The sequence below is a fragment of the Pseudomonas sp. Irchel 3H3 genome, from assembly GCF_900187635.1.
Lineage (GTDB): Bacteria > Pseudomonadota > Gammaproteobacteria > Pseudomonadales > Pseudomonadaceae > Aquipseudomonas.
On the sequence record NZ_FYEC01000012.1, the window covers coordinates 100,341 to 126,768 of the forward strand.

Below are 26,428 nucleotides of genomic sequence, written 5' to 3' on the forward strand. Positions count from 1 at the left end.
TACAAGCGCCGCACACTCCTCAGGACTTCTTGGCTTGCTGATACAGCGGCATGACTTTCGGAATCGCCGCCTGCAACGAGGAAATCCGGCTGGCCGAGGCCGGGTGCGTACTCATGAACTCCGGCGGCGCGCCCTCGTTCAGTTTGCTCATCTTGTTCCACAAGGTGATCGCGGCGTTCGGGTCATAGCCGGCACGGGCCGCCAGCTCCAGGCCGATCAGGTCGGCTTCGTTCTCGTTGGCCCGGCTGTTGGGCAAGGTCATGCCGTAGTTGGCCACGGTATCGGCCAGGGCCAGGGTGTCCTGGCCCAGACCGAGCAAGGCACCCGCGCCCTGCTTGGCCATTTCGATGCCATAGGCCTTGGACATCGCTTCACGGCCATGCTCGCGCAGGGCGTGGGCGATTTCATGGCCCATGATCGCGGCGATTTCATCGTCGTTAAGTTTCAGCGTATCGATCAGCCCGGTGTAGAAAATGATCTTGCCGCCAGGACCGCAGTTGGCGTTGAGTTCATCACTCTTGATCAGGTTGACTTCCCACTTCCACTGCGCCGAATCCGGACGGAATACCGGCGCCTGGGCGATCAGACGAGTGGCGATGGCCTGGACCCGTTTGGCATCACTGCTGGTCCTGTCCAGCACGCCCTTGCTGCCCGCCTCGCCCACGGTCTTCTGGTAAGACTGGGCGTACATCTGGTTGACCTCATCGGTCGACAGCATGCTGAACATCCACTGCGAGCGCTCTACGCCCACGGCCCCACCGCTGGTGGTGTTGACCGACTGACAACCACTGAGCAACAGACTGACGCCCAGCGCGCACACAACCCAATTCTTGTTCATGAATACACTCCCTGAAAACATGGCGCGTATCGTAGGCGGTGGCGGGAGTCGGCGCCAGATGTAACAGACGCGCAACCCATCATTTACCGAGTGAAACGTGGCGCAGCGACTCAACCTGGGGTCAGGCACTCCGGGGCATTGAGCTTGGGGTCATTGACCAGGTTCGCCAGGACCCGCTCACGCAGGGCCGCGGGCTCGCTGGCAAGCAGTGCCTGCAGGGCATGCAGCGGAGTCTGCGGGTCAAGCCAGGCCTCCTGGCCGGCTGCGTCGAGAATCAATGGTCGCCGTTGGCTGGCCGCCGGTTGGGTAATCACCGCCGTGCTCAACCACAGTTGTTCCTGCACTGGATAGGCTTCCCAGATGGCCGCAAAAAACAGCGACGATCCCTCACCCGGAGTCAGCCAATACGGGCGCTTGCGCGCGGTGCCGCGCCATTCGTAAAAACCGTTGGCCGGCAGCAGGCAGCGCCGCTGACGGAAGGCCTCACGAAACATCGGCTGTTCGGCGACAGTTTCCGCCCGGGCATGGGCCGGCGTCTTCGACAGGTCAGTCAGCCAGGGCGGCGTCAAACCCCAACGGGCACGTGCCAACGTGCGCTCACCGGCTTCGGCACGCAGGATCAGCACCGAAGCATTCGGCGAAATATTCCACTGCGCCTGCTGATCGGCCGGAAAACCGGGCAAGGCCGCGAACGCGGGGTTCCAGCGAAACAGGGCAAAACGTCCACACATGGGGCAACACGACTCTTGATCAAACGAACGTCAGCCTAACAGACCAGCACGCCCGGGAAGCTATCCGGTTCGTCGCCGGGCATCGGCAACGCCGCATTGTACGCGGCGATCAGCTCACGGGCGTATTGCGCCTGATCATTATCCACCGCCAGGCCCAGCAGGCCGAACACCGGCAACTCCCCTGCCGCCCCGAGCAGATCACGCCCCACCAGATGGGCCTCGACCCCTTCGCTGGCCAGCATCCCTTGCAGCAACTCACCTTCCATCAGGTTTTCCGGCTCGTAGATGCGCTGCATAGAGGCCACTCCTCACTCGTTTTCACTGTGAACTTCGAGCATCCATTCCTGACCATCGGTCTGCAGCGTGAACACTATCGGCCGACAACACACCGGGCAGTCCTCGACATACGTCTGGTCGCCCCCGGACAAATCCAGGACCGCTTCGGCGTCTTCACCACAATAAGGGCACTCATAGTGCTCGGTTTCCAGCATCGCGGTCTCCCAAGTGACTTGTGCGTATAATCGCCGGTCTATTTGCAGGGCTATTTTTGTTTGAGCAGATTTTTCAGACCGTACCCTGTGTGGATTTGATCCAATCCATTACTTACCCTAGCCGTTTCTAACAAGAGAGCATGATGGGCGAATTCGATGCCATCCGACCTTACGACGACAGCGAAGTCCCAGCGGTGCTGGCACGGCTGCTGAGCGACAAGGCGTTTCTAGATATCCTCACCCACTTTCGCTTTCCGCGGTTTGCCGGCGCCTTGGGCTGGATGCTCAAACCCCTTATAGCTCATCGGCTGCGCCGTGAGTTCGCGGGTGTCAGCTCGGTTGCCACTTTGCAGGACAAAGTCGAGTTCTATGTCGACCACACCATCGAGCGCGCCACCGACGGCGTGACCTATACCGGTGTCGAGCAATTCAAGTCCGGCAGTGCCTATCTGTTCCTGGCCAACCATCGCGACATCGTGATGGACCCGGCCTTCGTCAATTACGCGATCTATCACGCAGGCCTGCCCACGCCGCGCATCGCGATTGGCGACAACCTGCTGCAAAAGCCCTTCGTCAGCGACCTGATGCGCCTGAACAAGAGCTTCATCGTGCACCGCTCCATCAGCGGTCGACGGGAGAAGATGGCGGCCTATCAATTGCTGTCGGCGTATATCAACCACTCGATTCGCAACGATTGCCAATCGATCTGGATCGCCCAGGCCGAAGGCCGCGCCAAGGACGGTGACGACCGTACCGAATCGGCAATCCTCAAGATGTTCCACATGAGCCGCAAGGACGAGCCGTTTGCCGAGGTGATCCTGTCGCTGAACCTGACCCCGGTCTCGATCAGCTACGAGTACGACCCGTGCGACCAGGCCAAGGCTCGCGAGCTGTACATCCGCGCCACCACCGGCAGCTACACCAAGGAGCCCGGCGAAGATGACGTAAGCATCGCCAAGGGCATTACCGGCTACAAGGGCCGGGTCCACGTGAACTTTGCCGCGCCGATCAGCGAGCGATTCGAAGACACCAAGCAATTGGCAATCGAGATGGACCGGCAGATTCTCGGTGGCTACCGCCTGTTCCCGGTGCACCACCTGGCCTACGCCCAGTGGCAGGACGCCGACCCACAATTGAGCGTGCCGAGTGCCGCCGAGCTGTTCCCGGCCGACGAACTGGCCAAGGCCCGGCAAGAATGGCAAGACCGCCTCGCGGCGTGCCCCGAGGAGCACCGTCCGTTCCTGGTGCTGCAGTACGCCACCCCTGTGCGTAACCAGTATCGGGTCAAGGCCGGGCTCCCCCTGTAGGGCTCTGCCGGCAATAATAAACGGCGCCTTGAGCGCCGTTTTTTTATCTGTGCATCAGACCCGGGTGCTGATCCACGACACCAGCAGCGCCAGGCCCAGGCAGGCGAAACCAAAAGCATAGAAGACCCGATTCATGCGCAAGGTGGCGATGCTCGCCAGATGCATCTGGTTGTCGGCACTGGCACGCCCGGCCTGGGCTGCCAGGCTGGCCCGCGCCTGTTGCTCGCGGCGACGGGTCGAGTGAAGCAGCCAACCACCCGGGCAGGCGAACAGCAGTGCGAGGAGGTTGATCAGCTTGGCGGGATGAGCGGAAAACAGCGACCAGAGTTGCAGTGACATCGTGGACCTCAATCGAAACAGGGCATGCGCGGCGCGAATTCTACCCAAACCCGCACTGTCTGCCCGGGCTTTCCGACAAAAAACGAAACATCTGCCTGACTAATGTTCTGCGTCACGGCTTCGTCATCTAAATACGCCAGTCTGTCGCCCCTCGAAACCGACACGGAGCTTGTCATGCTGCACGCCGAAAACCAGGACCGCCTGTACCTCATCACCCCAACCGACGAACAACAGGCCCTCGTCGGCAGCCTGGCCTTCAATGTCCAGGATCGTCACTGGCTGGTGTATTGCGCCCTGGGCGGACACCAGCATGCCGACTTGCCGGAAACCGACCTGCTGACCGGAGTGAGCGTGCTGGATTTCTATTCGCAGGCAGCGTGAGCGGCTCCCACAGACATTAAAAAACCCGGGCCATGACTGGCACCGGGTTTGGTAAACGCACTACAAAGCGTTACTCGGCCAGGATCTGACCCACAGTCGGGTCCTTGAACAGGCGGGTCAACGCATCACTCAACACATCGCTGACCAGCTTGGTGTTGGTCTCCTGGTTCGGCGCCATGCCAAAGCGCTGGTCCAGCGAGGCACCGTAACGCCCGCTGTAACGGCGACCGGCGTTCTGCACATCAGAGCGGAAGGTCGCGCCAATGGTGGCCTCGGTCACGTACATGCCTTCCTTGGGCGACTGATACTTCAGTTCCGCCAGGGTCACCGTCAACTGCGGGGCATTCAGCGCATTGGCGGTCGGGGTGAAGCCCAGCAGCCGCACAGCTGCTTCGGCCTGGGCCTGTAGCTTGGGCAGGATCTGCGCGCTCTGCACTGTGATCGCGCTGGTTTCAGGGTACAAACCACCACGGGTGCCCAGGGTCGGCGACGGACGACCGTCCACCACCTTCACCACCACCGGCTGGCCACGCCCGACCGGTGCCAACTGAGTCGTCAGCTTCGGCTCCGGGGCGAGTTGTTGCGGGCTGTGGGCGCAGCCAACCAGGGTCAAACTGGTCACAGTGATCAAACCGAACAACAGGCGTTGCAACATGCGTTTCTCTCCAGAATCAGGCACAGACAGACGCGCAGTATAGCGGTCGGCACCGGCTGCAAACCAGCAACCCTGAACACCGGCTGAAGACTTGTGCAATGTCATCGCGCGCGACTGCTCGGTCACGGGAGTGTCATGCCACACTGCTAACTTCAACGCTGTCACTGAACGAGGGCATCGCCATGCATTTTCTCTGGTCGCTTTTCGCTCCACGCCGCACCTATCGTTACTTCGCCCGACTCGACAGCGCCGAACGCTGCCTAGCATTCAAGCACTGCCAGATGCCTCCGATGGGCGATGGCTGGGTCGAAATCAACGAGATTCGCCCCCACTGGTTGCACCAGCCACTGCCCGCCAGCGCCCGCCTGAGCCCGCGCATTCGTCGCCTCAGGTTGCACTCGGCACTGGCCGGCTGACCGAACGGCTAATAAAAGTCATTAAACACGACCATTTCCCTGCGTTTCTTCGCTACAATCTCCCCCCGATTATAAGGACGTCTCCTGATCGGGCCTCGCAGCACCGCTGATACCTGCGTATTGGCACCCCCGCACCGCCCACAGAGAGCCGCCCACACAGATCGAGTGAAGCTGGCGAGCTTGCTGTTTATCTTGCAAACCACCACTTTTCGCGAATCTGCAGAGCTGTCATGACGCTCGGCCACTGAGCTGTTTGCCCGTTTTTAACGCGGGTCCGGTGCCAGGCGCAGATAGCCCTTTTTGAGGTTCACGTCTTCAAAAGAGCGTGAAAAAACGGGTTTTCACAACTTCACAAGAGTGTGGCGAGCAAATGAATAGTTTTGCGTCTGAATATGCACCATTAGCGTCTACAACAGCCCAACGACACAGGACCGGATACGCCTCGAATACCGGAGCCTGAAGCCTGTCCGCTACGGATTTGGTTGCACAAACGGACGTATCGACCATAAGTCGAATTGCCTGCCGCGCGCTGAAATGAGTTCATGGGAACCCTGAGGCCAGTAGGTAACGTCTGTCGAAGTTGCGATAAATTGCGAAGATTCGGACATGGCGATCCTGGCCATGGGTGACCTGGGGCTCTACAGAGCATGCCCCGTAACTCCTGGCAGCTATGCCGACAATTTGGTGCTGCAGATTTTGGAGACGCGTTAAATGGCGCATAACGAAGCAGTCGACGTAGTACTGGTTGGGGCCGGCATCATGAGTGCCACCCTCGCTGTACTGCTCAAAGAGCTCGACCCCGCGATCAAGCTGGAAGTCGTCGAGCTGATGGATTCCGGGGCCGCGGAGAGTTCCAACCCGTGGAACAACGCCGGTACCGGTCACGCCGGCCTGTGTGAGCTGAACTACACACCACAGGCCGCTGACGGCAGCGTCGACATCAAGAAGGCCGTGCACATCAACACCCAGTTCGAGGTGTCGAAGCAGTTCTGGTCCTACCTGACCCGCAAAGGCACCTTCGGCTCGTCGAAATCCTTTATCAGCCCGGTCCCGCACCTGAGCTTCGTGCAGGGTGACGCTGGCGTGTCGTTCCTCAAGGAACGCTTCAACGTGCTGAAGAAGCACCATGCCTTCGCCGACATGGAATACACCGAAGACAAGGCCAAGATGGCCGAGTGGATGCCCTTGATGATGCCTGGGCGTGACGCTGGCGAGACCCTCGCCGCGACCCGCGTGATCAACGGCACCGACGTCAACTTCGGCAACCTGACCAATCAACTGCTCAAGCACCTGACCAGCGCCGGCGATGCCCAGGTCAAGTACTGCAAGCGCGTGACCGGTCTCAAGCGCAATGCCAACGGCTGGACCGTCAGCATCAAGGACGTCAACAGCGGCAACAGCCGTGAAGTCGACGCCAAGTTCGTGTTCCTCGGCGCCGGCGGCGCGGCCTTGCCGTTGCTGCAGGCCTCGGGCATCGAGGAAAGCAAAGGTTTCGGCGGTTTCCCGATCAGTGGCCAGTGGCTGCGTTGCGACAACCCGGAAGTGGTCAAGCATCACCAGGCCAAGGTCTACAGCCAGGCCGCGGTAGGTTCGCCGCCCATGTCGGTACCGCACCTGGACACCCGTGTGGTCGATGGCAAGACGTCCCTGTTGTTCGGGCCATACGCCGGTTTCACCACCAAGTTCCTCAAGCACGGATCCTTCATGGACCTGCCGCTGTCGGTACGTGCCGGTAACATCGGACCGATGCTGGCCGTGGCCAAGAACAACATGGACCTGACCAAGTACCTGGTCAGCGAAGTGATGCAATCCATGGAACAACGCCTGGAGTCGCTACGTCGCTTCTACCCTGAAGCGAAAGCCGAAGACTGGCGCCTGGAAGTGGCCGGCCAACGGGTGCAGATCATCAAGAAAGACCCGAAAAAAGGCGGCGTGCTGCAGTTCGGCACCGAACTGGTCGCAGCCAAGGACGGATCGCTGGCCGCCCTGCTCGGCGCTTCGCCAGGTGCTTCGGTGACCGTTTCGATCATGCTCGAGCTGATCGAGAAATGCTTCCCGGGCAAAACCAAGGGCGAATGGGCTGGCAAACTCGCGGAAATTTTCCCGGCCCGTGAAAAAGTCCTGGAAACCGACGCTGCGCTGTATCGCAAGATCAACGCGCAGAACAACGTCGCCCTGGAGCTGGTGGAAGCCAGCAGCGAGACTCCAAGCTTCGCTTGATCCTCGCCCATGAAAAACGCCCCGCTCTCAATGAGAACGGGGCGTTTTTTTATGGCCGGGAAAAGCTCAGCCGCGGGCTTTTTCGATCAGCTCGATGTACTCGGCGCTGTTGCGCTGGTCCTTGATCACTTCGGCGAAGGTCTGGCCATGCTCATCCTTGCCGTCCAGGTCGTAGCCGGCTTCGACAAAGAACGTCAGGAAACGCTCGAAATCGTCGATGCGCAGGCCGCGATAAGCCTTGATCAACTTGTGCTGGGACGGTGAAGTCGCGTCAACCGGTTCGAAATCGAGGAACAACTTGATCTGCTCATCGCCGATCTCGTCACCAATCACTTGTTTCTTATCTTTACGCATTGCCGACTCCAGCTCGCAGACATTTCACGGGGCAGGCAGTTTACCCCCGCCCTGCCCGATGCCTCAACGACCACGCTTCACTGCACCCGTGTGCAGGTCTGCCCAAATGTGACCATTGGCGTAGCTGAGAAACTGACAATAGACCGTGTCGTTGCGCAACAGGTCCAGCACCACCCGGTACTGGGCCATGGGGTAAAACAGGGTGAGGGTGCGGGTATTGGCGTCGTAGATCGGCTTTTTCAGGCTTTTGCTTTCGCCGTCGAAATTCACCAGCACCTGGCTGATGGTGGCCCCCTTGTTCAGGGGCTTGCCCTTGAGGCGAATCAGCACCGGCGAAGTCACCGGGATCGGCTGCTGATTGGACTGGCGCTGGCTGCCAACCACCACCGAATACTCGGTGACCTGCAACAGTTGCTGCTGCTCGGGCGAGGTGTCGCGCAGGGTCAGGTCGTCGGGCGGCAGGAATTGCCCGTGCATGACCGCAGGCGCGGCCGCCAGTGGCAGGCTGAGGCTCAGCAACAGAACGGCGCAACTGCGGATCAAAAGGCTCATGACGGGCTCCAGAATCGGGCCCAGCACTGTAGCAGCTGACGCAGCCTGCGTCCGGTGGTGCAGCCTTCTCGACCCATTGAGCAACGAGTGCCTGATCGAGAAAGCTGCGGGGCGTTCCGGCTTACATACCTTTAACGGCAAAAATCCCGTTGGCGTTGCGCCAGTAGCCTTTGTAGTCCATGCCGTAGCCGAAGATGTAACGGTCAATGCAAGGCAGCCCGACGAAATCGGCCTTCAGGTCCGGACGCGCCTTGCGGTCGTGGTCCTTGTCGATCAGTACCGCGGTGTGCACTTTGCGGGCACCGGCGTGTTTGCAGAAGTCGATGATCGCGCCCAGGGTGTGCCCTTCGTCGAGGATGTCGTCGATGATCAGCACGTCACGGTCGATGAACGAAACTTCCGGCTTGGCTTTCCAGAACAGATCGCCGCCGCTGGTTTCGTTGCGATAGCGCGTGGCGTGCAGATAGGACGCTTCCAGCGGGAAATGCAGATGGGTGAGCAACTTGCCAGAGAAGATCAGCCCGCCGTTCATCACGCAGAACACCACGGGATTGCTGTCAGCCAGCTGTTCATTGATGAGCGCACCGACACGGGCGATAGCCGCCTCGACTTCAGCTTCGGTGTACAGGCAGTCAGCCTCTCGCATGATTTGACGGATATGCTCGAGATCAGCGGACATGGTGCTCTCCAAGGGGTGGCGGATTCGGAAAAGCGAGCAAAGGTACGCATCCCGACCGGTCGAATCAAGCGTTTCTGGACTAACGTTCTGAATGTCTATAGGACAACAACCCCGGATAGATTAATCTAGGCCGGTTTTTTTGCCCGCCGCCGGAGCCTTTCCCTATGCCCATCCGTGAGATCCGCCATCCGCTGATCCGACACAAACTTGGCCTTATGCGCCGCGCCGACATTAGCACGAAGAATTTCCGTGAGCTCGCTCAGGAAGTCGGTGCCCTGTTGACCTACGAGGCAACCAAGGACCTGCCCCTGGAAACCTACGACATCGAAGGCTGGTGCGGTACCGTATCGGTCGAGAAAATCGCCGGTAAGAAAATTACCGTGGTCCCTATCCTGCGCGCCGGCATCGGCATGCTCGAAGGTGTCCTGAGCCTGATCCCGGGCGCCAAGGTCAGCGCCGTGGGCGTGGCCCGCAACGAGGAAACCCTCGAAGCCCACACCTACCTGGAAAAACTGGTTCCAGAAATCGACGAACGGCTGGCCATGATCATCGACCCGATGCTCGCCACCGGCAGTTCCATGGTTGCCACTATCGACCTGCTGAAAAAAGCCGGCTGCAAGGACATCTGCGCCATGGTCCTGGTCGCAGCCCCCGAAGGGATCGCGGCTGTCGAGAAGGCTCACCCGGACGTGACCATCTACACCGCCTCGATTGACGAAAAACTCAATGAACACGGCTACATCATTCCGGGCCTCGGCGATGCTGGCGACAAGATCTTCGGCACCAAGCAGAAGGACGCGTGAGCATGCAGGATGAGTTCAACGACCCGCTCTGGCGCCAGGTCCTGTCGGGCGCCCAGATGCTGTTCGTGGCGTTCGGCGCGCTGGTGTTGATGCCGCTGATTACCGGCCTCGACCCCAACGTCGCGCTGTTCACGGCGGGCCTGGGGACTCTGCTGTTCCAGCTCGTTACCGGGCGCCAAGTGCCGGTGTTCCTGGCTTCGAGCTTTGCCTTCATCACCCCGATCATTCTTGCCAAGGGCCAGTTCGGCCTGGCGGCAACCATGGGCGGCGTGATGGCGGCAGGTTTTGTCTACACCTTCCTGGGTCTGGCCGTGAAGATCAAGGGCACCGGTTTCATCGACCGCCTACTGCCTCCGGTAGTGATTGGCCCGGTGATCATTTCGATCGGCCTGGCCATGGCGCCGATTGCCGCGAACATGGCCATGGGCAAGGCCGGTGACGGCAGCGAGCTGATTCATTACCAGACGGCGATGATGATCTCGATGCCGGCGCTGCTGACCACCTTGATCGTGGCCGTGTTCGGCAAAGGCATCTTCCGCCTGGTGCCGATCATTTCCGGGGTGCTGGTGGGCTTTGGCATGGCGTTCTACTTTGGTGTCGTCGACACCGCGAAGATCGCTGCCGCGCCCTGGTTTGCCTTGCCACACTTCACGGCACCGGAGTTCAACTGGCAGGCGATCCTGTTCATTGTCCCGGTGGCGCTGGCCCCGGCCATCGAACACATCGGCGGGGTCATCGCCGTCGGCAGCGTGACCGGTCGCGACTACCTGAAAAAACCGGGCCTGCATCGCACCCTGTTTGGCGACGGTATCGCTACCACGGCAGCCGGCATGCTCGGCGGCCCACCCAACACCACCTACGCCGAAGTTACCGGCGCGGTGATGCTGACCAAGAACTACAACCCGAAAATCATGACCTGGGCGGCGATCTTCGCCATCAGCCTGGCGTTTGTCGGCAAGTTCGGTGCGCTGCTGCAAAGCATTCCAGTACCGGTGATGGGCGGGATCCTGTGCCTGTTGTTCGGCTCGATTGCCGCGGTGGGCATGAACACCATGATCCGCCACCAGATCGACCTGGGCGAAGCGCGCAACCTGGTGATTGTCTCGGTCACCCTGGTGTTTGGGATCGGCGGTGTGCTGATCGGCACCGGCACCGGCCCCGACGACTTCGGCCTCAAGGGCATCGCCCTGTGCGCGATTGTCGCGATCGGGTTGAACCTGCTGTTGCCGGGCAACGACGGCTGGAAGAAAAAACAGCCGGATGAGCCGCTGCTCTAAGGGCTTTACTGCCTGAAAGAACGTTATCGCGGGCAAGCCTTGCTCCTACAGGAACATGGCTTGCCCGCGATGCTTTTGGCCTTCTACAAAACCACTGGCGCCCTTTCACACAGGGTGTTCAACGCCTGCGCCCACTGCAGCTCATCGTTGAGGCACGGCACCAGTACCAACTCCTCGCCCCCCGCCTCGCGGAACTGCTCCAGGCCACGGTCACCGATCTCTTCCAGGGTTTCGATGCAGTCGGCGACAAACGCCGGGCACATCACCAGAATCTTCTTCACCCCACTTTTCGCCAGCTCGTCGAGACGCGCTTCGGTGTAGGGTTCGATCCATTTGGCACGCCCCAGGCGCGACTGGAACGACACCGACCACGTGCCTTCCGGCAAGCCCAGGCGCTCGGCAAACGCAGCTGCCGTACGCAGGCACTGGCCGCGATAACAGGTGGCAAGCACCTCTGCCGGCGCTGCGGCGCAGCAATCGCCATTACCTTCAAAGCAATGACCCGGATTGAGCTTCTTCAAGTGCCGCTCCGGCAGGCCGTGAAAACTCAACAACAGATGGTCGTAGTCCTGCGCCAGGTACGGTTTGGCGCTGGCCACCAGGGCGTCGAGGTATTCCGGTTGGTCGTAGAACGGCTGGAGAATCGCGAACCTCACCTCGAGTTTTTTCTCGCGCACTACCCGCTTGGCCTCCTCGATCACCGTGGTCACGGTGCTGTCGGCAAACTGTGGATACAACGGCGCCAGGGTGATTTTCTTGATGCCTTGGGCAGCCAGGCGAGTCAGCACCGTCTCGATCGACGGCTCGCCGTAGCGCATCGCCAGTTCGACCGGGCCTTGGGTCCACTGCGCCTTCATGGCCTGCTGCAAACGTCGGCTGAGTACCACCAGCGGCGAGCCTTCGTCCCACCAGATCGAGGCGTAGGCATGGGCCGACTGTTCCGGGCGCTTGATCAGGATCAACGACACCAGCAGGCGCCGCACCGGCCACGGCAGGTCAATGACGTAAGGGTCCATCAGGAATTGATTGAGGTAGCTGCGCACGTCCGCTACCTGTGTGGAAGCGGGTGAACCCAGGTTGACCAGGAGCAACGCGTGATCGGTCATGCAACGTCCTATTTCAAAGGCGGCTGGACAAGTCGTCCAGAGCCGCACGCAAATCAGTGAAACGAAAGGTGAAGCCTGCCGCCAGTAACCGCATCGGGGTCACCCGCTGGCCGCCCAACAGCAACAGCGACAACTCACCGAGCCCGACCTTCAACACGAACGATGGCAGGGGCATGAAAGCCGGACGGCGCAGGACACCGGCCAGCGTCTTGGCAAATTCGCGATTGCGCACCGGTTTTGGCGCGCAGGCATTATAAGGACCGCTGGCCATATTCTGATGCAGAAGAAAATCAATCAGCGCGATTTGATCGTCGATATGAATCCATGACATCCACTGCCGGCCATTGCCGATAGGCCCGCCCAGCCCCGCTTTGAAGGGCAGGCGCAGGCGCGACAAAAAGCCGCCTTCGGCCGACAGCACCAGCCCGGTCCGCACCAGCACCACGCGTAGGCCCAGGGCCTCGGCGCGTTGTGCGGTCTCTTCCCAGGCGATGCACAGCTGGCTGGCGAAGTCCTCGCTGACCGGTGGCGAATCCTCGGTCAACTCACGCTCGCCGCCATCGCCGTACCATCCCACCGCCGACCCGGAAATCAGCAAGTGGGGTTTTTGCTCAAGGCTTTCCAGCCAGGCCAGCAGGGTTTCAGTCAGGCTGATCCGGCTGCTCCAGAGCAACGCCTTGCGCCTATGGGTCCAGAGTCGATCGGCAATCGGCGCACCCGCCAGATTGATCAAGACATCCACCGGCTCCTGTCCGATCTCCTCCAGACGCGCGATGCCTCGCACCTGGGCGCCACACAGGGTCGGCACTTTTTCGGGTTTGCGACTCCACACCGTCAGGCTGTGGCCCTGACTCAACCAGAGTCGGCAAAGCTGGCGTCCTATCAATCCAGTACCGCCGGTCAGCAATATGTGCATGACATGTTCCTCGCGTGGCGTTTTACCTCGATCACTAGTCTATTTTTATAAGCAGGGATGTTTCGGATCGGGCGGGCTCTGTGATTAACAATAGGCCAAGCTGTCAGAACGAGAACGCTGAAAGTTATACCAAAAAATATAATTGTACAGGTTTAACCCTAAGCGTAGCCTGTAGAGAAAGGTAAACGAGGCCCCTATGACTCTACCCATTGCAATTATCGGCACCGGCATCGCCGGACTCTCCGCCGCCCAGGCTCTGCAAGAGACCGGCTACGTCGTGCAACTGTTCGATAAAAGCCGTGGCAGCGGTGGGCGCATGTCGAGCAAACGCAGCGACGCTGGCGCACTCGACATGGGGGCGCAGTATTTCACCGCCCGCGACCGGCGCTTTGTCACTGAAGTGCAGCGCTGGCAAGCCAACGGCTGGGTCGCCGAGTGGACACCGCAGCTCTACAACTTTCAGGGCGGCCAGCTCAGCCCGTCGCCAGACGAGCAGACCCGCTGGGTCGGCACGCCGCGCATGAGCGCCATTACCCGCGCCCTGATTGGCGACCTGGAAGTGCACTTCGCCTGCCGCATCACCGAGGTCTATCGCGGTGAACAGCACTGGCATCTGCAGGATGCCGAAGGCTTCACCCACGGCCCCTTCAGCCATGTGGTCATCGCCACGCCCGCCCCGCAGGCCACAGCCCTGCTGGCTGCCGCACCGAAGCTGGCCGGAGTCGCCGCCGGGGTGAAAATGGACCCGACCTGGGCCGTCGCCCTGGCATTCGATACGCCGCTGGATACCGCTATGGAAGGCTGCTTCGTGCAGGACAGCCCGCTCGACTGGCTGGCCCGCAACCGCAGCAAACCGGGGCGCGACAACAGCCTGGACACTTGGGTGCTGCACGCCACCAGCAGTTGGAGCCGACAACACATCGACCTGTCCAAGGAAGCGGTGATCGAACAACTGCACGGCGCCTTTGCCGAACTGCTGCACAGCGCCATGCCCGCCCCGACCTTCAGCCTGGCCCACCGCTGGCTGTATGCGCGCCCTGCCAGCAGTCACGAATGGGGCGTACTGGCCGATGCCGACCTGGGCTTGTATGTGTGCGGCGACTGGTGCCTGTCAGGGCGGGTCGAAGGCGCCTGGCTGAGTGGCCAGGAAGCCGCCCGCCGCTTGCACGAGCATCTGCAGTAGTCGCTTCCCGTAGCTAGGCTTTGGCGGCTACGGGGGCGCTCGATAAAAGCTATACAAAAAAATTGACTTGTACACCTTTCGACCTATGATCAAAACATGTTGTACAGCGAACAGCGCTTGTACAGGTTTTAATCCGAGGTCTGCCGATGTCGAGCGAATCCCCGCGCAAGCCGAAAATTGCCATCAGCGCCTGCCTGATGGGCGATGAGGTGCGCTACAACGGTGGGCATAAAGAATCCCAGCTCTGCAGTCGTACCCTCAGCAATTATTTCGAGTTTGTCCCGGTGTGCCCCGAAGTCGCCATTGGCCTGGGAATTCCCCGCGAGCCGATTCGCCTGGTCGGCGATCCGCAGCACCCGAGCGCCATCGGCAGCGTCAACCGACAACTCGACGTCACTCAGCCGCTGGCCGACTACGGGCAACGCATGGCCGCTGAATTGACCGATCTGTGCGGTTACATCTTCATGCACAAATCCCCGTCCTGCGGCCTGGAACGGGTCAAGGTCTATCACGCCAACGGCAATCCGCAGGACGGTGGTGGCCGGGGTATCTATGCCGCGGCGTTTTGTGCCCGCCACCCGGACCTGCCGGTGGAAGAAGACGGCCGACTCAACGATCCGGTGCTGCGCGAGAACTTCCTGACCCGAGTGTTTGCCTACGCCGCCTGGCAGGATTTGCTGCAGCAGGGTCTCAGCCGCCATGGCCTGACCGACTTCCACGCGCGCTACAAGTACCTGCTGATGGCCCACAACCCGCTGCAGTACAAGGCCCTGGGCAAACTCCTGGGCAGCATGGGCCAGAGCGACCCCGCAGAACTTGGCCCGCGCTATTTCAGTCTGTTGATGAAGGCGCTCAAGCAATGCGCCACCCGCGGGACCCACAGCAATGTACTGCAGCACCTGTGCGGCTATTTCAAACAGAGCCTGAGCGTCGAGGACAAACAGGAAGTCCAGCACGTGATCGGCCAATACCGCCTCGGCGTCGTGCCGCTGGTGGTCCCGCTGACCCTGCTCAAGCATCACCTGCGTCATCATCCCGATCCGTACATCGCGCAACAGGTCTACCTGCAGCCGCACCCGGAAAACCTCAGCCTCAGAAATGCGATTTGAATGAACATGCCCAGCGCTACTCACACCCAAGAGCCCGACACCGACTACCAGCAGGCGCTGGACGAAGGCTGGCTGCCGATCCGCGAAGTCGCCCGCGTGACCGGCGTCAACGCGGTCACCCTGCGCGCCTGGGAGCGTCGCTACGGGCTGGTGGTGCCGCAACGTACCCCCAAGGGTCACCGGCTGTTCTCGGCCGAGCATGTGCAACGCATTCACGACATCCTGACCTGGCTCAATCGCGGCGTCGCGGTGAGCCAGGTCAAGCAGTTGCTGGACACACCGCAAGCGTTCAGTTCGCCGGTGGAAAATGACTGGCAGATCCTGCGGCAAAACCTCGCCCAGGCCATCTTTCGCCTGGCCGAGCGCCAGGTCGATGACCTGTTCAACCAGGCCATGGCCCTGTACCCACCACGGACCTTGTGCGAGCAACTGCTGATGCCATTGCTGGCAGAGCTCGAACAACGCTGGCAAGGGCAATTCGGCGCACAGATGGAGCGCACGTTTTTCTACAGCTGGCTGCGCAGCAAGTTCGGTGCGCGGATCTACCACAACAACCGCCAGTTACGCGGCGCCCCACTGCTGCTGGTCAATCACTCCGACCTGCCGCTCGAACCTCACCTGTGGCTCTGCGCCTGGCTGATCAGCAGCGTCGATTGTCCGGTGGAAGTGTTCGACTGGCCTTTGCCGGTCGGTGAGCTGGCCCTGGCGGTCGAACACCTGCAAGCGCGCGCGGTGCTGCTGTATTCGAGCAAAACCAGCAACCTGAAACAGCTAACGAAACTCCTGAACAATGTCAGCTGCCCAAAGCTCATCGTCGGACCAACGGTATGTATCCACCAGGCCGGTTTGTCCGAGATCGCCACTGAAATCGCTGATGTATTACTGGCCGACGATCCCCTGTCGGCTCACCAGGTATTGATTCAGCGAGGACTGATCTGATGTCCAGTGCGCAAGCGACCCTGCAATTGATCTGGCTGCGCAGCGACCTGCGCCTGCATGACAACACGGCTCTGAGCACCGCCGCCAATCGTGGCCCGAGCGTCGCGGTGTATCTGTTGAGCCCCGAGCAATGGCTGGCCCATGACGATGCCCCCTGCAAAGTGGATTTCTGGCTGCGCAACCTGCGCGAACTGAGCCAGGCGTTGAGCGCTCTGAACATCCCGCTGCTGATCCGCAGCGCCCCTGATTGGGACGATGCACCCCGAGTGCTGGCACAGCTGTGCAGCGAACTGAACGTCGAAGCGGTTCATGCCAACGAAGAGTACGGCGTTCACGAAACCCGCCGGGATGCCGCCGTCCGCCTGGCCCTCGACACCCAAGGCATCACCCTGCATCGCTATCTGGATCAGTTGCTGTTCCAACCTGGCAGCGTCCTGACCAAGACCGGTGGCTACTTCCAGGTCTTCAGCCAGTTCCGTAAAGTCTGCTACGCCCGCCTGCACGGCGCTCTGCCACGATTGGTGACGGCACCCGGGATGCAAGCGCCGACGGGTATCGACTGCGACCCGGTACCCGAGCAAGTGCAAGGCTTCAAGCCCTCGAGCGAGCAGCTTCGCGCACTCTGGCCGGCCGGTGAGGATGAGGCGCAGCGACGCCTGGAGCACTTCACCGATGCCCAGATCAACTACTACAAGGACGAACGCGATTTACCGGCCAAACCCGGTACCAGTCAGCTTTCAGCCTATTTGGCAGCCGGGGTGATTTCGCCTCGCCAGTGCCTGCATGCGGCGTTGCAAGCCAATCAGGGCGAGTTCGAAAGCGGCAGCGTCGGCGCTGTTACCTGGATCAACGAACTGCTGTGGCGCGAGTTCTACAAACACATTCTGGTCGGCTACCCCCGTGTTTCCCGGCACCGCGCCTTTCGCCCGGAAACCGAAGCCCTGGCCTGGCGGGATGCGCCCGACGAACTGGCCGCCTGGAAGGAGGCGCGCACCGGCCTGCCGATCATCGACGCCGCCATGCGCCAGTTGCTGGAAACCGGCTGGATGCACAACCGCCTGCGGATGGTGGTGGCCATGTTCCTGACCAAGAACCTGCTGATCGATTGGCGCGAAGGCGAGCGGTTTTTCATGCGTCACCTGATCGACGGTGACCTGGCGGCCAATAACGGCGGCTGGCAATGGAGTTCGTCCACCGGGACCGACTCTGCGCCCTACTTCCGGATTTTCAATCCCATCAGTCAGTCGGAGAAATTCGACACCGAAGGCCTGTTCATCAAGCACTGGCTGCCGGAACTGGCGGGGTTGAACAAAAAAGATATCCACAACCCGGCCGCCATGGGCGGGTTGTTTGGCGTGGCGGATTATCCGCTGCCGATCGTCAACCTCGGCCAATCGCGCGAGCGCGCACTGGCAGCCTTCAAACGTCTGCCCACGCGTCTTGAGGTGAACAGTTCAGAGGGATGACGGATGGCGATACTTTGCCTAGAGTTTCCCCAGACCAACGATTCGGGATGACGGCTTGAACAGGAGCAAAGGATGATTCGGATACCCACACGACGTTATTGGTTAACCGATGCCTGCAATGGCCTGGGTGCCGCCCTGGCCGAGCATCTGCTCAAATCCGGTGCGCACCTGGCGTTGAGCGCTCGCGCCGTGGCTCCCCTCAAAGCCTTCGCCCGCCGCTACCCTGGGCAAGTACTGGTAGCCCCTGGCGACCTGACCAACAGCCAGACCGTGCGCGAGATCGGTGAGCAGATCCAGCAGGACTGGGGCGCGCTGGACACCGTCATCCTCAATGCCGGGACCTGCACGTACGTCGACGCCGCGCAGTTGGACACCAACCTGATCGAACACCTGGTGCGCTGCAACCTGCTTGCCAGCAACTATTGCATCGACGTTGCCTTGCCGCTGCTGCGCACGGGCATCGCGCCGTACCTGGTGGGCATAACCAGTACTGCGACTTACCTGTCACTGCCGCGAAGCGAAGCCCAGGGAACGTCGAAAGCCGGCCTGCGTCACCTGTTCGAATCGCAGCGCATCACGCTGGCCGAGGACGGCATCGAAGTCACCGTGGTCACCCCAGATTTTATCGCCAGCCCCCTTGGCGGACACGATGTCTTGCCACTGCCGTTGAGCTGGACCGCCGACAAGGCTGCCCGCTACATCATCGACAACCTCAAGTTGCGCCCGCTGGAACTGCCCCTGCCGGCGCTGTCCATGACCGCGCTGTGGCCGCTGTCGAAACGCCCCGGTGAAGGCCAACTGGCGATTGGCAAACCCATGGCCTGGAGCGCGCCGCCGATCAAGGACCTACCGTAACCCCCCACGGACGGTCCCGCCTGGGCGCCCGACAAGCGAGCGTCCGTCAGAGCTTTCACACAGGCGCAGCGCACTGCCTTACACTGGCGCCCATGAATACCATCCCCCTCACCGAAATCGTCGAGCCGGCGGTCACTTGCTCGACGTGCGCGGCCTGTTGCTGCCAGCTCGAAGTGATGCTGATCACCGACACCGGCGTGCCCGAGCGCTTTATCGATACCGACGACTGGGGTGGAGAAGTCATGCTGCGCCTGGACGACGGTTGGTGCGCAGCGCTGGATCGGGACACGATGATGTGCACCATCTACGAAAAACGCCCGCTGATATGCCGGGAGTTCGAAATGGGCGCACCGGAATGCATCGAGGAACGCCAGGGGATAACTACCGCCTACAGGTGATGGCGTTCCTTCGCCAGCAAGGTCCTATAGGGCCATGGTGTAGTGCAAGGCGTAACTTTCGACGCCGTCGTTGGGACTGCTGATCCCGGCGTTGGAGTAATGGGTGGCGCGGATCCCCACCTCATGTCCACCGGCAAAACGCAGGCCGGCGCCAAAGCGGTCTTCGAACTGGAAGGCCGAGCCGAGCTTGTTGTTCTCCACTTCCGTATGGGCAAAAACAGCCACCCCGATGCCGACTTCAAGATAGGGCCTGACCGATTCCCCGGCGAACTCATACACCAGCACTGGCGAGAACGACAGGCTGTGGTTGCTTGCCGTCTCGTCACCATCCCAGAAGGTGTATGCCCCGTCCCAGTAGCCGGTCAGACGCCCCACTTCGCTCTGCCACCAACTCTTGTCCCATTCAGACTGCAGCCCCAGGCGATACGTCATGGTCGAGTCACTGGTTTGCCCGATTGCAAACTCGATACCCGCCGCTTGTGCGCTGTAGCCATGCCCCAACAATACGGCCGCAAGCGCAGCCAGACAGAACACTCGCTTCATAGGAAACATCCTTTTTATGCGAACGATTGTTTTAGGTTTTTTTGCGTAACAGACGCTGTAATAGAATCTCGCCCCCAAGCAGAAGTTCAGCTGAATTTCAGCGTGTCTACTGGTTGAAGCTTTGCACAACGCCACCGTTATGCCAGAGCAGCGGCAGGATATTTCTCAGGTGCTCGGGACTGGCGCTGGTCCAGAATTGCGCGGGTTGGGCAGGACCGTCCGCCAGCAGTTCACGCTCAGCGAGCAAGCGCTGGGTTTGCCGGGCAACGGCAGCGCCGGTGTCGATCAGACTGATGTCGGCGGGGAGCATTTGCGCGAGGATTGGCTTGAGGAAGGGGTAATGGGTGCAGCCGAGGATAATCGTGTCGCAGCCCTCGTCCAGCAGGGGCTGCAGGTAGCTGCCCAGCAACTGGCGCAACGCCGGGCTCTGCAGGTCACCGGCTTCGATCAACTCCACCAGGCCCGGACACGGCTGGGTGACTACCCGTACATCGGTGGCGAAGCGGTCGAGCAAGGCGGCGAACTTGGCACTCTGCAAGGTTCCGGTGGTGGCCAGCACGCCGACTACCCCGCTGCGGGTCGCCGCCGCTGCCGGCTTGACCGCTGGCTCCATGCCGACGATGGGCCACGACGGGTAGTCGCGACGCAAATCCGCCACGCCGGCCACGGTTGCCGTGTTGCACGCCACGACCATGGCCTTGGCGCCTTGGGCCTGGAGAAAATCGGCCATCACTGCGCAGCGTTGGCGGATGAACGCCGGGGACTTCTCGCCGTAGGGAATGTTGCCGCAATCGGCCACGTACAGCAGCGACTCATTGGGCAGCAGCCGGTGAATCTCCGCCAGCACCGACAGCCCGCCAACGCCGGAATCGAACACGCCGATAGGCGCCTCACGCATGTTTGGCACCACAGACGCTGCAGCTCGGATCACGCTTGACCCGCAGCTCACGGAACCGCGTGCCGAGGGCATCGATCAACAACAAGCGGCCCACCAGCGGCTCACCAAAGCCCACCAGCAGTTTCAACGCTTCCAGGGCTTGCAGGCTGCCGACCAGGCCCACCAGCGGGCCGACCACGCCGGCTTCGCTGCAGGTCAGTTCGGCCTCGCTGCCGTGCCCGTACAGGCAGTGGTAGCAGGGGCTTTCGGCGCGACGCGGGTCGAACACCGACAACTGACCTTCCAGACGAATTGCCGCGCCGCTGACCAGAGGCTTGCCCGCCGCCACGCAGGCCGCATTCACGGCTTCGCGCGTGGCAAAGTTGTCGGAACAATCGAGCACCAGGTCGACCGCCGCTACTGCCGCCGCCAACGAGTCGGCGTCCAGCGCGGTGCGATGGGCAACCAGTTGGATCTCGGGGTTGATCGCGCTCAAGCGATGGAGCGCCGAATCAACCTTGCTCATGCCGACGCTGTCGGTGTCGTGGATGATCTGGCGCTGCAGGTTGGTCAGGTCGACTGTGTCGAAATCCGCCAGGTGCAATTCACCCACGCCCGCAGCCGCCAGATACAGCGCCACCGGTGCACCCAAGCCACCAAGGCCGATGATCAACGCGCGGCTTTGCTTGAGTCGCAACTGGCCGTCGATGTCGACGTGCTGCAACAGAATCTGCCGGCTATAGCGCAACAGCTCTTGATCATTCAGCACGGCAGGCGCCCCAGGCTGATCCGTTGGTGACCGCCGAGGTCCACGCGGCTGTGGACCTCTACGAAACCCTGGGCCAGCAGTAAATCACGTACGGCTGCCGCCTGATCGTATCCATGTTCGAGCATCAACCAGCCACCGGCATCGAGGTGTTGCGGCGCCTGGGCGATAATCACCCGCAAATCATCCAGGCCATCGGTCCCGGCCACCAGCGCGCTGGCCGGTTCGAAGCGCACGTCACCGGCAATCAGGTGCGGGTCGGCGGCAGCAATGTACGGCGGGTTGCTGATGATCAGGCTGTAGCGATGGTCCTTGAGGGCATCGAACCAGTGACTGCTGAGCACCGTGACGTTATGCAAATGCAGGCGCTGGCGATTGCGCTCGGCCAGGGCCACCGCCTCCAGCACGCGGTCCACCGCCGTCACCTGCCAGGCCGGACGCTCGCTGGCCAGCGCCAGGGCGATCGCCCCGCTGCCGGTACCCAGGTCGAGCACCTTGGCCGGTGTCGCCGGCAACAGTTCAAGAGCGGTTTCCACCAGTAGCTCGGTGTCCGGACGAGGGATCAGCGTGTGCGGTGCGACCTCCAGGTCCAGCTTCCAGAAGCCCTGTTGCCCGAGGATATAAGCCACCGGCTCACCGCCACGACGACGCTGCAGGTAGTGGGCAAAGGTCAGCGCGGCATCACTGGGCACGATGCGCTCGGGCCAGGTGTGCAGGAAGCTGCGGGATTTGCCCAAGGCAGCGGCCAGCAGCAGTTCGGCATCCAGGCGCGCGGTAGGCGAGTCAGGCAGGTCGGCTGCGCGCAACAAACTGGCAATGATGGTCATTTATTCACCTATCGCCGCCAGTTGGTCCGCCTGGTACTCGGCCAGCAGTGGCTCGATCACGGCATCAACGCCACCGGCGAGGATTTCATCGAGGGAGTACAGGGTCAGGTTGACCCGGTGGTCGGTGACCCGCCCCTGGGCGAAGTTGTAGGTACGGATCCGCTCGGAGCGATCACCCGACCCCACCAGCAGTTTGCGCTCGCTGGCGATGGCATTGGCCGCCGCGCTGGTCTGCTGGTCGTTCAACTTGGCCGACAGCCAGGACATCGCCCGCGCCCGGTTCTTGTGCTGCGAACGCTCTTCCTGGCATTCGACCACGATGCCGGATGGCAAGTGGGTGATACGAATCGCCGAGTCGGTCTTGTTCACGTGCTGACCGCCCGCACCGGAGGAGCGGTAGGTGTCGACCCGCAAATCCGCCGGGTTGATCTCGATCGCTTCCTGCTCGTCCGGCTCCGGCAACACCGCCACGGTGCAAGCCGAGGTGTGGATCCGGCCCTGGGATTCGGTGGCCGGGACCCGTTGCACGCGATGCACACCGGATTCGAACTTCAGCTTGCCATAGACATTGTCGCCTTCGACCCGGGCGATGACTTCTTTATAGCCACCGTGCTCACCGATGTTCTCCGACAGGATCTCGACCCGCCAGCCACGCCGTTCGGCATAACGCGAATACATGCGGAACAGGTCGCCGGAAAAAATCGCCGCCTCGTCGCCACCGGTGCCGGCACGAATCTCGAGGAACACGTTGCGCCCGTCATTCGGGTCCTTGGGCAGCAGCATGCGTTGCAGGCTGGCTTCCAGTTCGAGCAGTTGCTCCTTGGCTTCGCGGACTTCTTCCACGGCCATTTCGCGCATGTCCGGGTCGCTGTCCTTGAGCAGGGCCTGGGCCCCTTCGAGGTCGCCCTGAACCTTGAGCAACTGTTTATAGGTGGCGACAATCGGCTCGACTTCCGCGTATTCCTTGGAATAGGTGCGGAACTTGTTCTGATCGGAAATGACTTCGCCATCGCCAAGCAAGGCGGTCAGTTCCTCGAAACGGTCCTGGAGGATGTCCAGCTTATTGAGCAGTGACGCTTTCATTGCGGTTTTTTATCCGAAGAGCTATCCGACGCGCCCTCACCGAGGGCAAAGAGTTCCTGGGCCATGGCCAGCGCATCGAGGCGGCCTTCGGCAGTCAGCTTTTTCAACTGCACGCTGGGCGCGTGCAGCAGTTTGTTGGTCAGGCCACGAGCCAGTTGCACCAGCACGTCCTCGGCGCTGCTGCCATTGGCGAGCAGGCGCTGGGCCTTTTGCAATTCTTCATCACGCAGGCGTTCGCTCTGTTGACGATAGGCCTTGAGCACATCGACCGCAGCCAGTTCGCGCAGGCGCACCATGAAGTCGTCGGCGCCGATTGCCACCATCTCTTCCGCTGCCTGGGCTGCACCCTGGCGACTCTTGAGATTTTCGGCGACCACTTCGTGCAGATCGTCGACGCTGTACAGGTAGACGTCGTCCAACTCACCCACTTCCGGCTCGATATCTCGCGGTACGGCAATATCGACCATGAATATCGGCTTGTGCTTGCGCAGTTTCAAGGCGCTTTCCACGGCGCCCTTGCCCAGGATCGGCAATTGGCTGGCGGTGGAGCTGATCACGATATCGCTGCGCACCAGTTCCGCCGGGATGTCCGAGAGCAACACCGCGTGGGCGCCGAACTGTTCAGCCAACAGGCTCGCGCGCTCCAGGGTTCGGTTGGCGACCACGATGCGCTTGACCCCCAGTTCGTGCAAATGGCGGGCGACCAGGGTGATGGTCTCGCCGGCGCCGATCAGCAACGCCTGGCTGCGTTGCAGATCACTGAAAATCTGTTTGGCCAGGCTGACGGCGGCAAACGCCACCGACACCGGGTTCTCGCCGATGGCCGTGTCGGTGCGCACCTGCTTGGCGGCATTGAACGTCGCCTGGAACAACCGCCCGAGCAATGGGCCGATGGTGCCGGCCTCACGCGCCACGGCGTAGGCCGATTTCATCTGGCCGAGGATCTGCGGCTCACCCAGGACCAGCGAGTCGAGCCCGGAGGCGACCCGCATCATGTGACGAACTGCCGCATCATCTTCGTGCACATAAGCACTCGCGCGCAGCTCTTCGAGGCTCAAATGGTGATAATCGGCCAGCCAACGCAGCACGGTATCGGCACTCAGTTGATCCTGTTCTATATAGAGTTCGCTGCGATTGCAGGTGGAGAGGATCGCAGCTTCGCGGCTGTCGGTGAGTCGGCAGAGCTGCTGCAAGGCCTCAACCAGCTGCTCCGGAGTAAAGGCCACGCGCTCGCGGACGTCTACGGAAGCAGTCTTGTGGTTAATACCGAGTGCAAGGAAGGCCATTCAAGATCGCTGATGATGTCGAGAAGCCGACAATTGTCCTACTTCGCCAGACCGAGAACAACCACCGTTAACTATTGTCCTACTACCTTGTGCCTTTATAGGTGCATGTAGGAGCGAGGTTGCTCGCGAAAAACTCAAGGCATCGCGCTATTTCAGGGTGCCCGCGTCAGCGTTGACAACCATCGCGAGCAAGCCGCAAGCGGGTGCCCGCTCCTACATAAAGAGATAAAGAGCGCCCCGGTTATGTTTGGCCGAAGGCTTGTGTCATGATGATCCGACCGCAGGTTAGTCGTCCTCTTCCTATATGAATAGATCTTCCGCGTTGCTCCTCGCTTTTGTCTTCCTCAGCGGCTGCCAGGCCTTGGCGCCCGTTTCGACGGACGGTACGCCGCCGGTCGCAGGCAGCACAGCAGCCCCTGAAAAGCCCAAGGTTTACAGCTCCTTCAGCGAAGAGACGATCTTCAGCCTGCTGAGTGCCGAACTGGCTGGCCAGCGCAATCGTTACGACATTGCCCTGGACAACTACGTGACCCAGGCCATCAACACCCAGGACCCGGGCATTTCCGAGCGGGCATTTCGCATTGCCGAATACCTGGGAGCTGACCAGGCGGCACTCGATAGCGCACTGATCTGGGCCAGAAATGCCCCAGAGGACCTCGAGGCACAACGCGCCGCCGCCATCCAGCTGGCGCGCAGCGGCCGTTATGACGACTCCATGGTTTACATGGAGAAAGTCCTGCAGGGCAAGGGTGATACCCATTTCGACTTTCTCGCCCTGTCGGCCGCCGACACCGACCAGGACACCCGCGACGGCCTGATGAACAGTTTCGACCGTTTATTGCAGCGCCACCCGAACAACGGCCAACTGATTTTCGGCAAGGCCCTGCTGCTGCAACAGAATGGCGACTCCCAAGGGGCGCTGAGCCTGCTGGAGAAAAACCCGCCGGAAGCTGGCGAAGTGGCGCCGATCCTGCTGCGTGCGCGCTTGCTGCAGAGCCTCAACCGGGGCGATGAAGCACTGCCGCTGATGGAAAAAAGCATCCGCCAGTACCCGGACGACAAGCGCCTGCGCCTGACCTATGCCCGCCTGCTGGTGGAACAGGACCGCATGGATGACGCCAAGACCGAGTTTTCCAGCCTGGTCCAGCAGTACCCGGATGACGATGAGCTGCGCTACTCCCTGGCCCTGGTATGCCTGGAAGCCAAGGCCTGGGACGAGGCCAAGGGTTACCTGGAAGACCTGATTGCCCGGGACAGCCACGTCGACTCCGCGCACCTGAACCTGGGGCGCATTGCCGAAGAGCGCGGCGACCCCCAAGGTGCCTTGATCGAGTATGCCCAGGTCACGCCAGGCAGCGAGTACCTGCCAGCCCAATTGCGCCAGGCCGACATCCTCATGGAAAACGGCCGTAGCGTCGAAGCCCAGAGCCGCCTGGCCAAGGAACGTGACGAGCAGCCGGACTACGCGATCCAGCTGTACCTGATCGAAGTCGAGACCCTGGCTGCAAACAAACACGAAGACCGCGCCTGGAGCGTGCTCGATAAAGCCTTGAAGCAGTACCCGGACGATCTCAACCTGCTCTACACCCGCGCCATGCAGGCGGAAAAACGCAACGACCTGGCGCAGATGGAGCGTGACCTGCGGCAAATCATCAAGCGCGACCCGGATAACGCCATGGCATTGAACGCCCTGGGTTATACCCTGTCCGACCGTACGACCCGCTACGCCGAAGCCAAGACGTTGATCGAACAGGCGCACCAGTTGAGCCCGGAAGATCCCGCCGTCCTCGACAGCCTCGGCTGGGTCAATTTCCGCCTGGGCAACCTCGACGAAGCCGAGCGGTATCTGCGCCAGGCCCTGGAGCGTTTTCCCGACCAGGAAGTCGCCGCGCATCTGGGTGAAGTCCTGTGGGCCAAGGGCAAACAGCGAGAAGCCAAACAAATCTGGGCCAAATTCCTCAAGGAACAGCCTGACAGCCCTATCCTGCGCAGCACCATCAAGCGCCTGACCGGATCCGAGACTCTTTAAAA

At 61.3% G+C, this 26,428-nt stretch carries 30 protein-coding genes; 13 read left to right on the forward strand and 17 right to left on the reverse strand.

Annotated features, from left to right (window positions below; genetic code table 11):
• Positions 1-19: 19 nt before the first annotated feature.
• The 4 genes from CKW24_RS15100 to CKW24_RS15115 form a co-directional block, all read right to left on the reverse strand.
• Positions 20-838 (reverse strand): M48 family metallopeptidase, encoded by an 819-nt coding sequence (locus CKW24_RS15100; protein WP_095168979.1) that lies wholly within the window; start codon positions 836-838, stop codon positions 20-22.
• A 110-nt stretch (positions 839-948) separates the two neighbouring features.
• Positions 949-1,569, reverse strand: coding sequence for an SOS response-associated peptidase (locus CKW24_RS15105; RefSeq protein WP_095168980.1), 621 nt, complete (start codon positions 1,567-1,569; stop codon positions 949-951).
• Positions 1,570-1,604: 35 nt separating this feature from the next.
• Positions 1,605-1,865: a putative signal transducing protein gene (locus CKW24_RS15110; RefSeq protein WP_095168981.1), complete on the reverse strand. Its 261-nt coding sequence runs from the start codon at positions 1,863-1,865 to the stop codon at positions 1,605-1,607.
• A gap of 12 nt (positions 1,866-1,877) precedes the next feature.
• Positions 1,878-2,060 carry a CPXCG motif-containing cysteine-rich protein gene (locus tag CKW24_RS15115; protein ID WP_095168982.1) on the reverse strand — a complete coding sequence of 61 codons (183 nt, stop codon included), beginning with the start codon at positions 2,058-2,060 and terminating at the stop codon, positions 1,878-1,880.
• Between the two features lie 140 nt (positions 2,061-2,200).
• On the opposite strand from CKW24_RS15115, the gene CKW24_RS15120 reads away from it, so the two are divergent.
• The gene (locus tag CKW24_RS15120; protein WP_095168983.1) at positions 2,201-3,367 is read left to right on the forward strand and encodes a 1-acyl-sn-glycerol-3-phosphate acyltransferase; all 1,167 of its coding nucleotides are present in this window, start codon (positions 2,201-2,203) and stop codon (positions 3,365-3,367) included.
• 54 nt (positions 3,368-3,421) lie between these two features.
• Here the strand turns inward: CKW24_RS15120 and CKW24_RS15125 are convergent, their stop codons facing one another.
• The gene (locus CKW24_RS15125) at positions 3,422-3,706 is read right to left on the reverse strand and encodes a hypothetical protein (RefSeq protein ID WP_095168984.1); all 285 of its coding nucleotides are present in this window, start codon (positions 3,704-3,706) and stop codon (positions 3,422-3,424) included.
• Between the two features lie 174 nt (positions 3,707-3,880).
• Here CKW24_RS15125 and CKW24_RS15130 point away from each other — a divergent pair, with 174 nt between their 5' ends.
• Positions 3,881-4,087: a hypothetical protein gene (locus CKW24_RS15130; protein WP_095168985.1), complete on the forward strand. Its 207-nt coding sequence runs from the start codon at positions 3,881-3,883 to the stop codon at positions 4,085-4,087.
• A 70-nt stretch (positions 4,088-4,157) separates the two neighbouring features.
• Here the strand turns inward: CKW24_RS15130 and CKW24_RS15135 are convergent, their stop codons facing one another.
• Positions 4,158-4,742 (reverse strand): YajG family lipoprotein, encoded by a 585-nt coding sequence (locus tag CKW24_RS15135; protein ID WP_095168986.1) that lies wholly within the window; start codon positions 4,740-4,742, stop codon positions 4,158-4,160.
• A 182-nt stretch (positions 4,743-4,924) separates the two neighbouring features.
• Between CKW24_RS15135 and CKW24_RS15140 the strand changes: the two genes are divergently transcribed.
• Entirely contained in the window at positions 4,925-5,158 is a 234-nt protein-coding gene (locus CKW24_RS15140; protein ID WP_095168987.1) for a hypothetical protein, read from the forward strand.
• Positions 5,159-5,869: 711 nt separating this feature from the next.
• Positions 5,870-7,378 carry a malate dehydrogenase (quinone) gene (mqo, locus tag CKW24_RS15145; protein ID WP_095168988.1) on the forward strand — a complete coding sequence of 503 codons (1,509 nt, stop codon included), beginning with the start codon at positions 5,870-5,872 and terminating at the stop codon, positions 7,376-7,378.
• A gap of 66 nt (positions 7,379-7,444) precedes the next feature.
• Here the strand turns inward: mqo and CKW24_RS15150 are convergent, their stop codons facing one another.
• The 3 genes from CKW24_RS15150 to CKW24_RS15160 all read right to left on the reverse strand — a co-directional run bounded on the left by CKW24_RS15150 (position 7,445) and on the right by CKW24_RS15160 (position 8,963).
• A complete protein-coding gene (locus tag CKW24_RS15150) occupies positions 7,445-7,732 on the reverse strand; it encodes a PA4642 family protein (RefSeq protein WP_095168989.1) in 288 nt (95 codons plus the stop codon).
• Between the two features lie 63 nt (positions 7,733-7,795).
• Positions 7,796-8,284 (reverse strand): hypothetical protein, encoded by a 489-nt coding sequence (locus CKW24_RS15155; protein ID WP_095168990.1) that lies wholly within the window; start codon positions 8,282-8,284, stop codon positions 7,796-7,798.
• A 121-nt stretch (positions 8,285-8,405) separates the two neighbouring features.
• Entirely contained in the window at positions 8,406-8,963 is a 558-nt protein-coding gene (locus CKW24_RS15160) for a hypoxanthine-guanine phosphoribosyltransferase (RefSeq protein ID WP_095168991.1), read from the reverse strand.
• Positions 8,964-9,127: 164 nt separating this feature from the next.
• Here CKW24_RS15160 and upp point away from each other — a divergent pair, with 164 nt between their 5' ends.
• Together upp and CKW24_RS15170 are read left to right on the forward strand one after the other, a co-directional pair.
• Positions 9,128-9,766, forward strand: coding sequence for a uracil phosphoribosyltransferase (gene upp / locus CKW24_RS15165; RefSeq protein ID WP_095168992.1), 639 nt, complete (start codon positions 9,128-9,130; stop codon positions 9,764-9,766).
• A 2-nt stretch (positions 9,767-9,768) separates the two neighbouring features.
• Positions 9,769-11,043 (forward strand): uracil-xanthine permease family protein, encoded by a 1,275-nt coding sequence (locus CKW24_RS15170; RefSeq protein WP_095168993.1) that lies wholly within the window; start codon positions 9,769-9,771, stop codon positions 11,041-11,043.
• An 83-nt stretch (positions 11,044-11,126) separates the two neighbouring features.
• On the opposite strand, the gene hemH is transcribed toward CKW24_RS15170, so the two are convergent.
• Positions 11,127-12,149 carry a ferrochelatase gene (hemH, locus tag CKW24_RS15175; RefSeq protein WP_095168994.1) on the reverse strand — a complete coding sequence of 341 codons (1,023 nt, stop codon included), beginning with the start codon at positions 12,147-12,149 and terminating at the stop codon, positions 11,127-11,129.
• 13 nt (positions 12,150-12,162) lie between these two features.
• Positions 12,163-13,065, reverse strand: coding sequence for a TIGR01777 family oxidoreductase (locus tag CKW24_RS15180; RefSeq protein WP_095168995.1), 903 nt, complete (start codon positions 13,063-13,065; stop codon positions 12,163-12,165).
• A gap of 196 nt (positions 13,066-13,261) precedes the next feature.
• Here CKW24_RS15180 and CKW24_RS15185 point away from each other — a divergent pair, with 196 nt between their 5' ends.
• From CKW24_RS15185 to CKW24_RS15210, 6 genes are all read left to right on the forward strand, one after another.
• Positions 13,262-14,248, forward strand: coding sequence for an NAD(P)/FAD-dependent oxidoreductase (locus CKW24_RS15185; RefSeq protein WP_095168996.1), 987 nt, complete (start codon positions 13,262-13,264; stop codon positions 14,246-14,248).
• A 146-nt stretch (positions 14,249-14,394) separates the two neighbouring features.
• Positions 14,395-15,357: a DUF523 and DUF1722 domain-containing protein gene (locus tag CKW24_RS15190; RefSeq protein ID WP_095168997.1), complete on the forward strand. Its 963-nt coding sequence runs from the start codon at positions 14,395-14,397 to the stop codon at positions 15,355-15,357.
• Entirely contained in the window at positions 15,358-16,296 is a 939-nt protein-coding gene (locus CKW24_RS15195) for a MerR family transcriptional regulator (RefSeq protein ID WP_095168998.1), read from the forward strand. It begins immediately after the preceding gene.
• Between the two features lie 20 nt (positions 16,297-16,316).
• The gene (phrB, locus tag CKW24_RS15200; RefSeq protein WP_095169037.1) at positions 16,317-17,762 is read left to right on the forward strand and encodes a deoxyribodipyrimidine photo-lyase; all 1,446 of its coding nucleotides are present in this window, start codon (positions 16,317-16,319) and stop codon (positions 17,760-17,762) included.
• Between the two features lie 72 nt (positions 17,763-17,834).
• The gene (locus CKW24_RS15205) at positions 17,835-18,617 is read left to right on the forward strand and encodes an SDR family oxidoreductase (RefSeq protein ID WP_095168999.1); all 783 of its coding nucleotides are present in this window, start codon (positions 17,835-17,837) and stop codon (positions 18,615-18,617) included.
• A gap of 92 nt (positions 18,618-18,709) precedes the next feature.
• Positions 18,710-19,015 carry a YkgJ family cysteine cluster protein gene (locus CKW24_RS15210; protein ID WP_095169000.1) on the forward strand — a complete coding sequence of 102 codons (306 nt, stop codon included), beginning with the start codon at positions 18,710-18,712 and terminating at the stop codon, positions 19,013-19,015.
• Positions 19,016-19,039: 24 nt separating this feature from the next.
• On the opposite strand, the gene CKW24_RS15215 is transcribed toward CKW24_RS15210, so the two are convergent.
• From CKW24_RS15215 to hemA, 6 genes are all read right to left on the reverse strand, one after another.
• The gene (locus tag CKW24_RS15215; RefSeq protein ID WP_095169001.1) at positions 19,040-19,558 is read right to left on the reverse strand and encodes an acyloxyacyl hydrolase; all 519 of its coding nucleotides are present in this window, start codon (positions 19,556-19,558) and stop codon (positions 19,040-19,042) included.
• A 106-nt stretch (positions 19,559-19,664) separates the two neighbouring features.
• Complete coding sequence (gene murI / locus CKW24_RS15220; RefSeq protein WP_095169002.1) at positions 19,665-20,456, reverse strand: glutamate racemase; 792 nt, start codon at positions 20,454-20,456, stop codon at positions 19,665-19,667.
• A complete protein-coding gene (locus CKW24_RS15225) occupies positions 20,449-21,204 on the reverse strand; it encodes a molybdopterin-synthase adenylyltransferase MoeB (protein WP_095169003.1) in 756 nt (251 codons plus the stop codon). The genes murI and CKW24_RS15225 overlap by 8 nt, the downstream gene beginning before the upstream one ends.
• On the reverse strand, positions 21,198-22,028 hold the full coding sequence (gene prmC, locus CKW24_RS15230) for a peptide chain release factor N(5)-glutamine methyltransferase (protein WP_095169004.1): 831 nt from the start codon (positions 22,026-22,028) through the stop codon (positions 21,198-21,200). Before prmC ends, CKW24_RS15225 begins: the two co-directional genes overlap by 7 nt.
• Positions 22,029-23,111: a peptide chain release factor 1 gene (gene prfA, locus CKW24_RS15235; RefSeq protein WP_095169005.1), complete on the reverse strand. Its 1,083-nt coding sequence runs from the start codon at positions 23,109-23,111 to the stop codon at positions 22,029-22,031. It abuts the gene before it with no gap.
• On the reverse strand, positions 23,108-24,397 hold the full coding sequence (hemA, locus tag CKW24_RS15240; RefSeq protein ID WP_095169006.1) for a glutamyl-tRNA reductase: 1,290 nt from the start codon (positions 24,395-24,397) through the stop codon (positions 23,108-23,110). Before hemA ends, prfA begins: the two co-directional genes overlap by 4 nt.
• 304 nt (positions 24,398-24,701) lie before the next feature.
• Here hemA and CKW24_RS15245 point away from each other — a divergent pair, with 304 nt between their 5' ends.
• Positions 24,702-26,426 carry a tetratricopeptide repeat protein gene (locus CKW24_RS15245; protein ID WP_095169007.1) on the forward strand — a complete coding sequence of 575 codons (1,725 nt, stop codon included), beginning with the start codon at positions 24,702-24,704 and terminating at the stop codon, positions 26,424-26,426.
• The last annotated feature ends 2 nt before the right edge of the window (positions 26,427-26,428 follow it).

Bases quoted from the DNA above. Each gene is read 5' to 3' on its own strand.
- CKW24_RS15100 (WP_095168979.1), bottom strand. From the start codon at position 838: ATGAACAAGAATTGGGTTGTGTGCGCGCTGGGCGTCAGTCTGTTGCTC.
- CKW24_RS15105 (WP_095168980.1), bottom strand. From the start codon at position 1,569: ATGTGTGGACGTTTTGCCCTGTTTCGCTGGAACCCCGCGTTCGCGGCC.
- CKW24_RS15110 (WP_095168981.1), bottom strand. From the start codon at position 1,865: ATGCAGCGCATCTACGAGCCGGAAAACCTGATGGAAGGTGAGTTGCTG.
- CKW24_RS15115 (WP_095168982.1), bottom strand. From the start codon at position 2,060: ATGCTGGAAACCGAGCACTATGAGTGCCCTTATTGTGGTGAAGACGCC.
- CKW24_RS15120 (WP_095168983.1), top strand. From the start codon at position 2,201: ATGATGGGCGAATTCGATGCCATCCGACCTTACGACGACAGCGAAGTC.
- CKW24_RS15125 (WP_095168984.1), bottom strand. From the start codon at position 3,706: ATGTCACTGCAACTCTGGTCGCTGTTTTCCGCTCATCCCGCCAAGCTG.
- CKW24_RS15130 (WP_095168985.1), top strand. From the start codon at position 3,881: ATGCTGCACGCCGAAAACCAGGACCGCCTGTACCTCATCACCCCAACC.
- CKW24_RS15135 (WP_095168986.1), bottom strand. From the start codon at position 4,742: ATGTTGCAACGCCTGTTGTTCGGTTTGATCACTGTGACCAGTTTGACC.
- CKW24_RS15140 (WP_095168987.1), top strand. From the start codon at position 4,925: ATGCATTTTCTCTGGTCGCTTTTCGCTCCACGCCGCACCTATCGTTAC.
- mqo (WP_095168988.1), top strand. From the start codon at position 5,870: ATGGCGCATAACGAAGCAGTCGACGTAGTACTGGTTGGGGCCGGCATC.
- CKW24_RS15150 (WP_095168989.1), bottom strand. From the start codon at position 7,732: ATGCGTAAAGATAAGAAACAAGTGATTGGTGACGAGATCGGCGATGAG.
- CKW24_RS15155 (WP_095168990.1), bottom strand. From the start codon at position 8,284: ATGAGCCTTTTGATCCGCAGTTGCGCCGTTCTGTTGCTGAGCCTCAGC.
- CKW24_RS15160 (WP_095168991.1), bottom strand. From the start codon at position 8,963: ATGTCCGCTGATCTCGAGCATATCCGTCAAATCATGCGAGAGGCTGAC.
- upp (WP_095168992.1), top strand. From the start codon at position 9,128: ATGCCCATCCGTGAGATCCGCCATCCGCTGATCCGACACAAACTTGGC.
- CKW24_RS15170 (WP_095168993.1), top strand. From the start codon at position 9,769: ATGCAGGATGAGTTCAACGACCCGCTCTGGCGCCAGGTCCTGTCGGGC.
- hemH (WP_095168994.1), bottom strand. From the start codon at position 12,149: ATGACCGATCACGCGTTGCTCCTGGTCAACCTGGGTTCACCCGCTTCC.
- CKW24_RS15180 (WP_095168995.1), bottom strand. From the start codon at position 13,065: ATGCACATATTGCTGACCGGCGGTACTGGATTGATAGGACGCCAGCTT.
- CKW24_RS15185 (WP_095168996.1), top strand. From the start codon at position 13,262: ATGACTCTACCCATTGCAATTATCGGCACCGGCATCGCCGGACTCTCC.
- CKW24_RS15190 (WP_095168997.1), top strand. From the start codon at position 14,395: ATGTCGAGCGAATCCCCGCGCAAGCCGAAAATTGCCATCAGCGCCTGC.
- CKW24_RS15195 (WP_095168998.1), top strand. From the start codon at position 15,358: ATGAACATGCCCAGCGCTACTCACACCCAAGAGCCCGACACCGACTAC.
- CKW24_RS15205 (WP_095168999.1), top strand. From the start codon at position 17,835: ATGATTCGGATACCCACACGACGTTATTGGTTAACCGATGCCTGCAAT.
- CKW24_RS15210 (WP_095169000.1), top strand. From the start codon at position 18,710: ATGAATACCATCCCCCTCACCGAAATCGTCGAGCCGGCGGTCACTTGC.
- CKW24_RS15215 (WP_095169001.1), bottom strand. From the start codon at position 19,558: ATGAAGCGAGTGTTCTGTCTGGCTGCGCTTGCGGCCGTATTGTTGGGG.
- murI (WP_095169002.1), bottom strand. From the start codon at position 20,456: ATGCGTGAGGCGCCTATCGGCGTGTTCGATTCCGGCGTTGGCGGGCTG.
- prmC (WP_095169004.1), bottom strand. From the start codon at position 22,028: ATGACCATCATTGCCAGTTTGTTGCGCGCAGCCGACCTGCCTGACTCG.
- prfA (WP_095169005.1), bottom strand. From the start codon at position 23,111: ATGAAAGCGTCACTGCTCAATAAGCTGGACATCCTCCAGGACCGTTTC.
- hemA (WP_095169006.1), bottom strand. From the start codon at position 24,397: ATGGCCTTCCTTGCACTCGGTATTAACCACAAGACTGCTTCCGTAGAC.
- CKW24_RS15245 (WP_095169007.1), top strand. From the start codon at position 24,702: ATGAATAGATCTTCCGCGTTGCTCCTCGCTTTTGTCTTCCTCAGCGGC.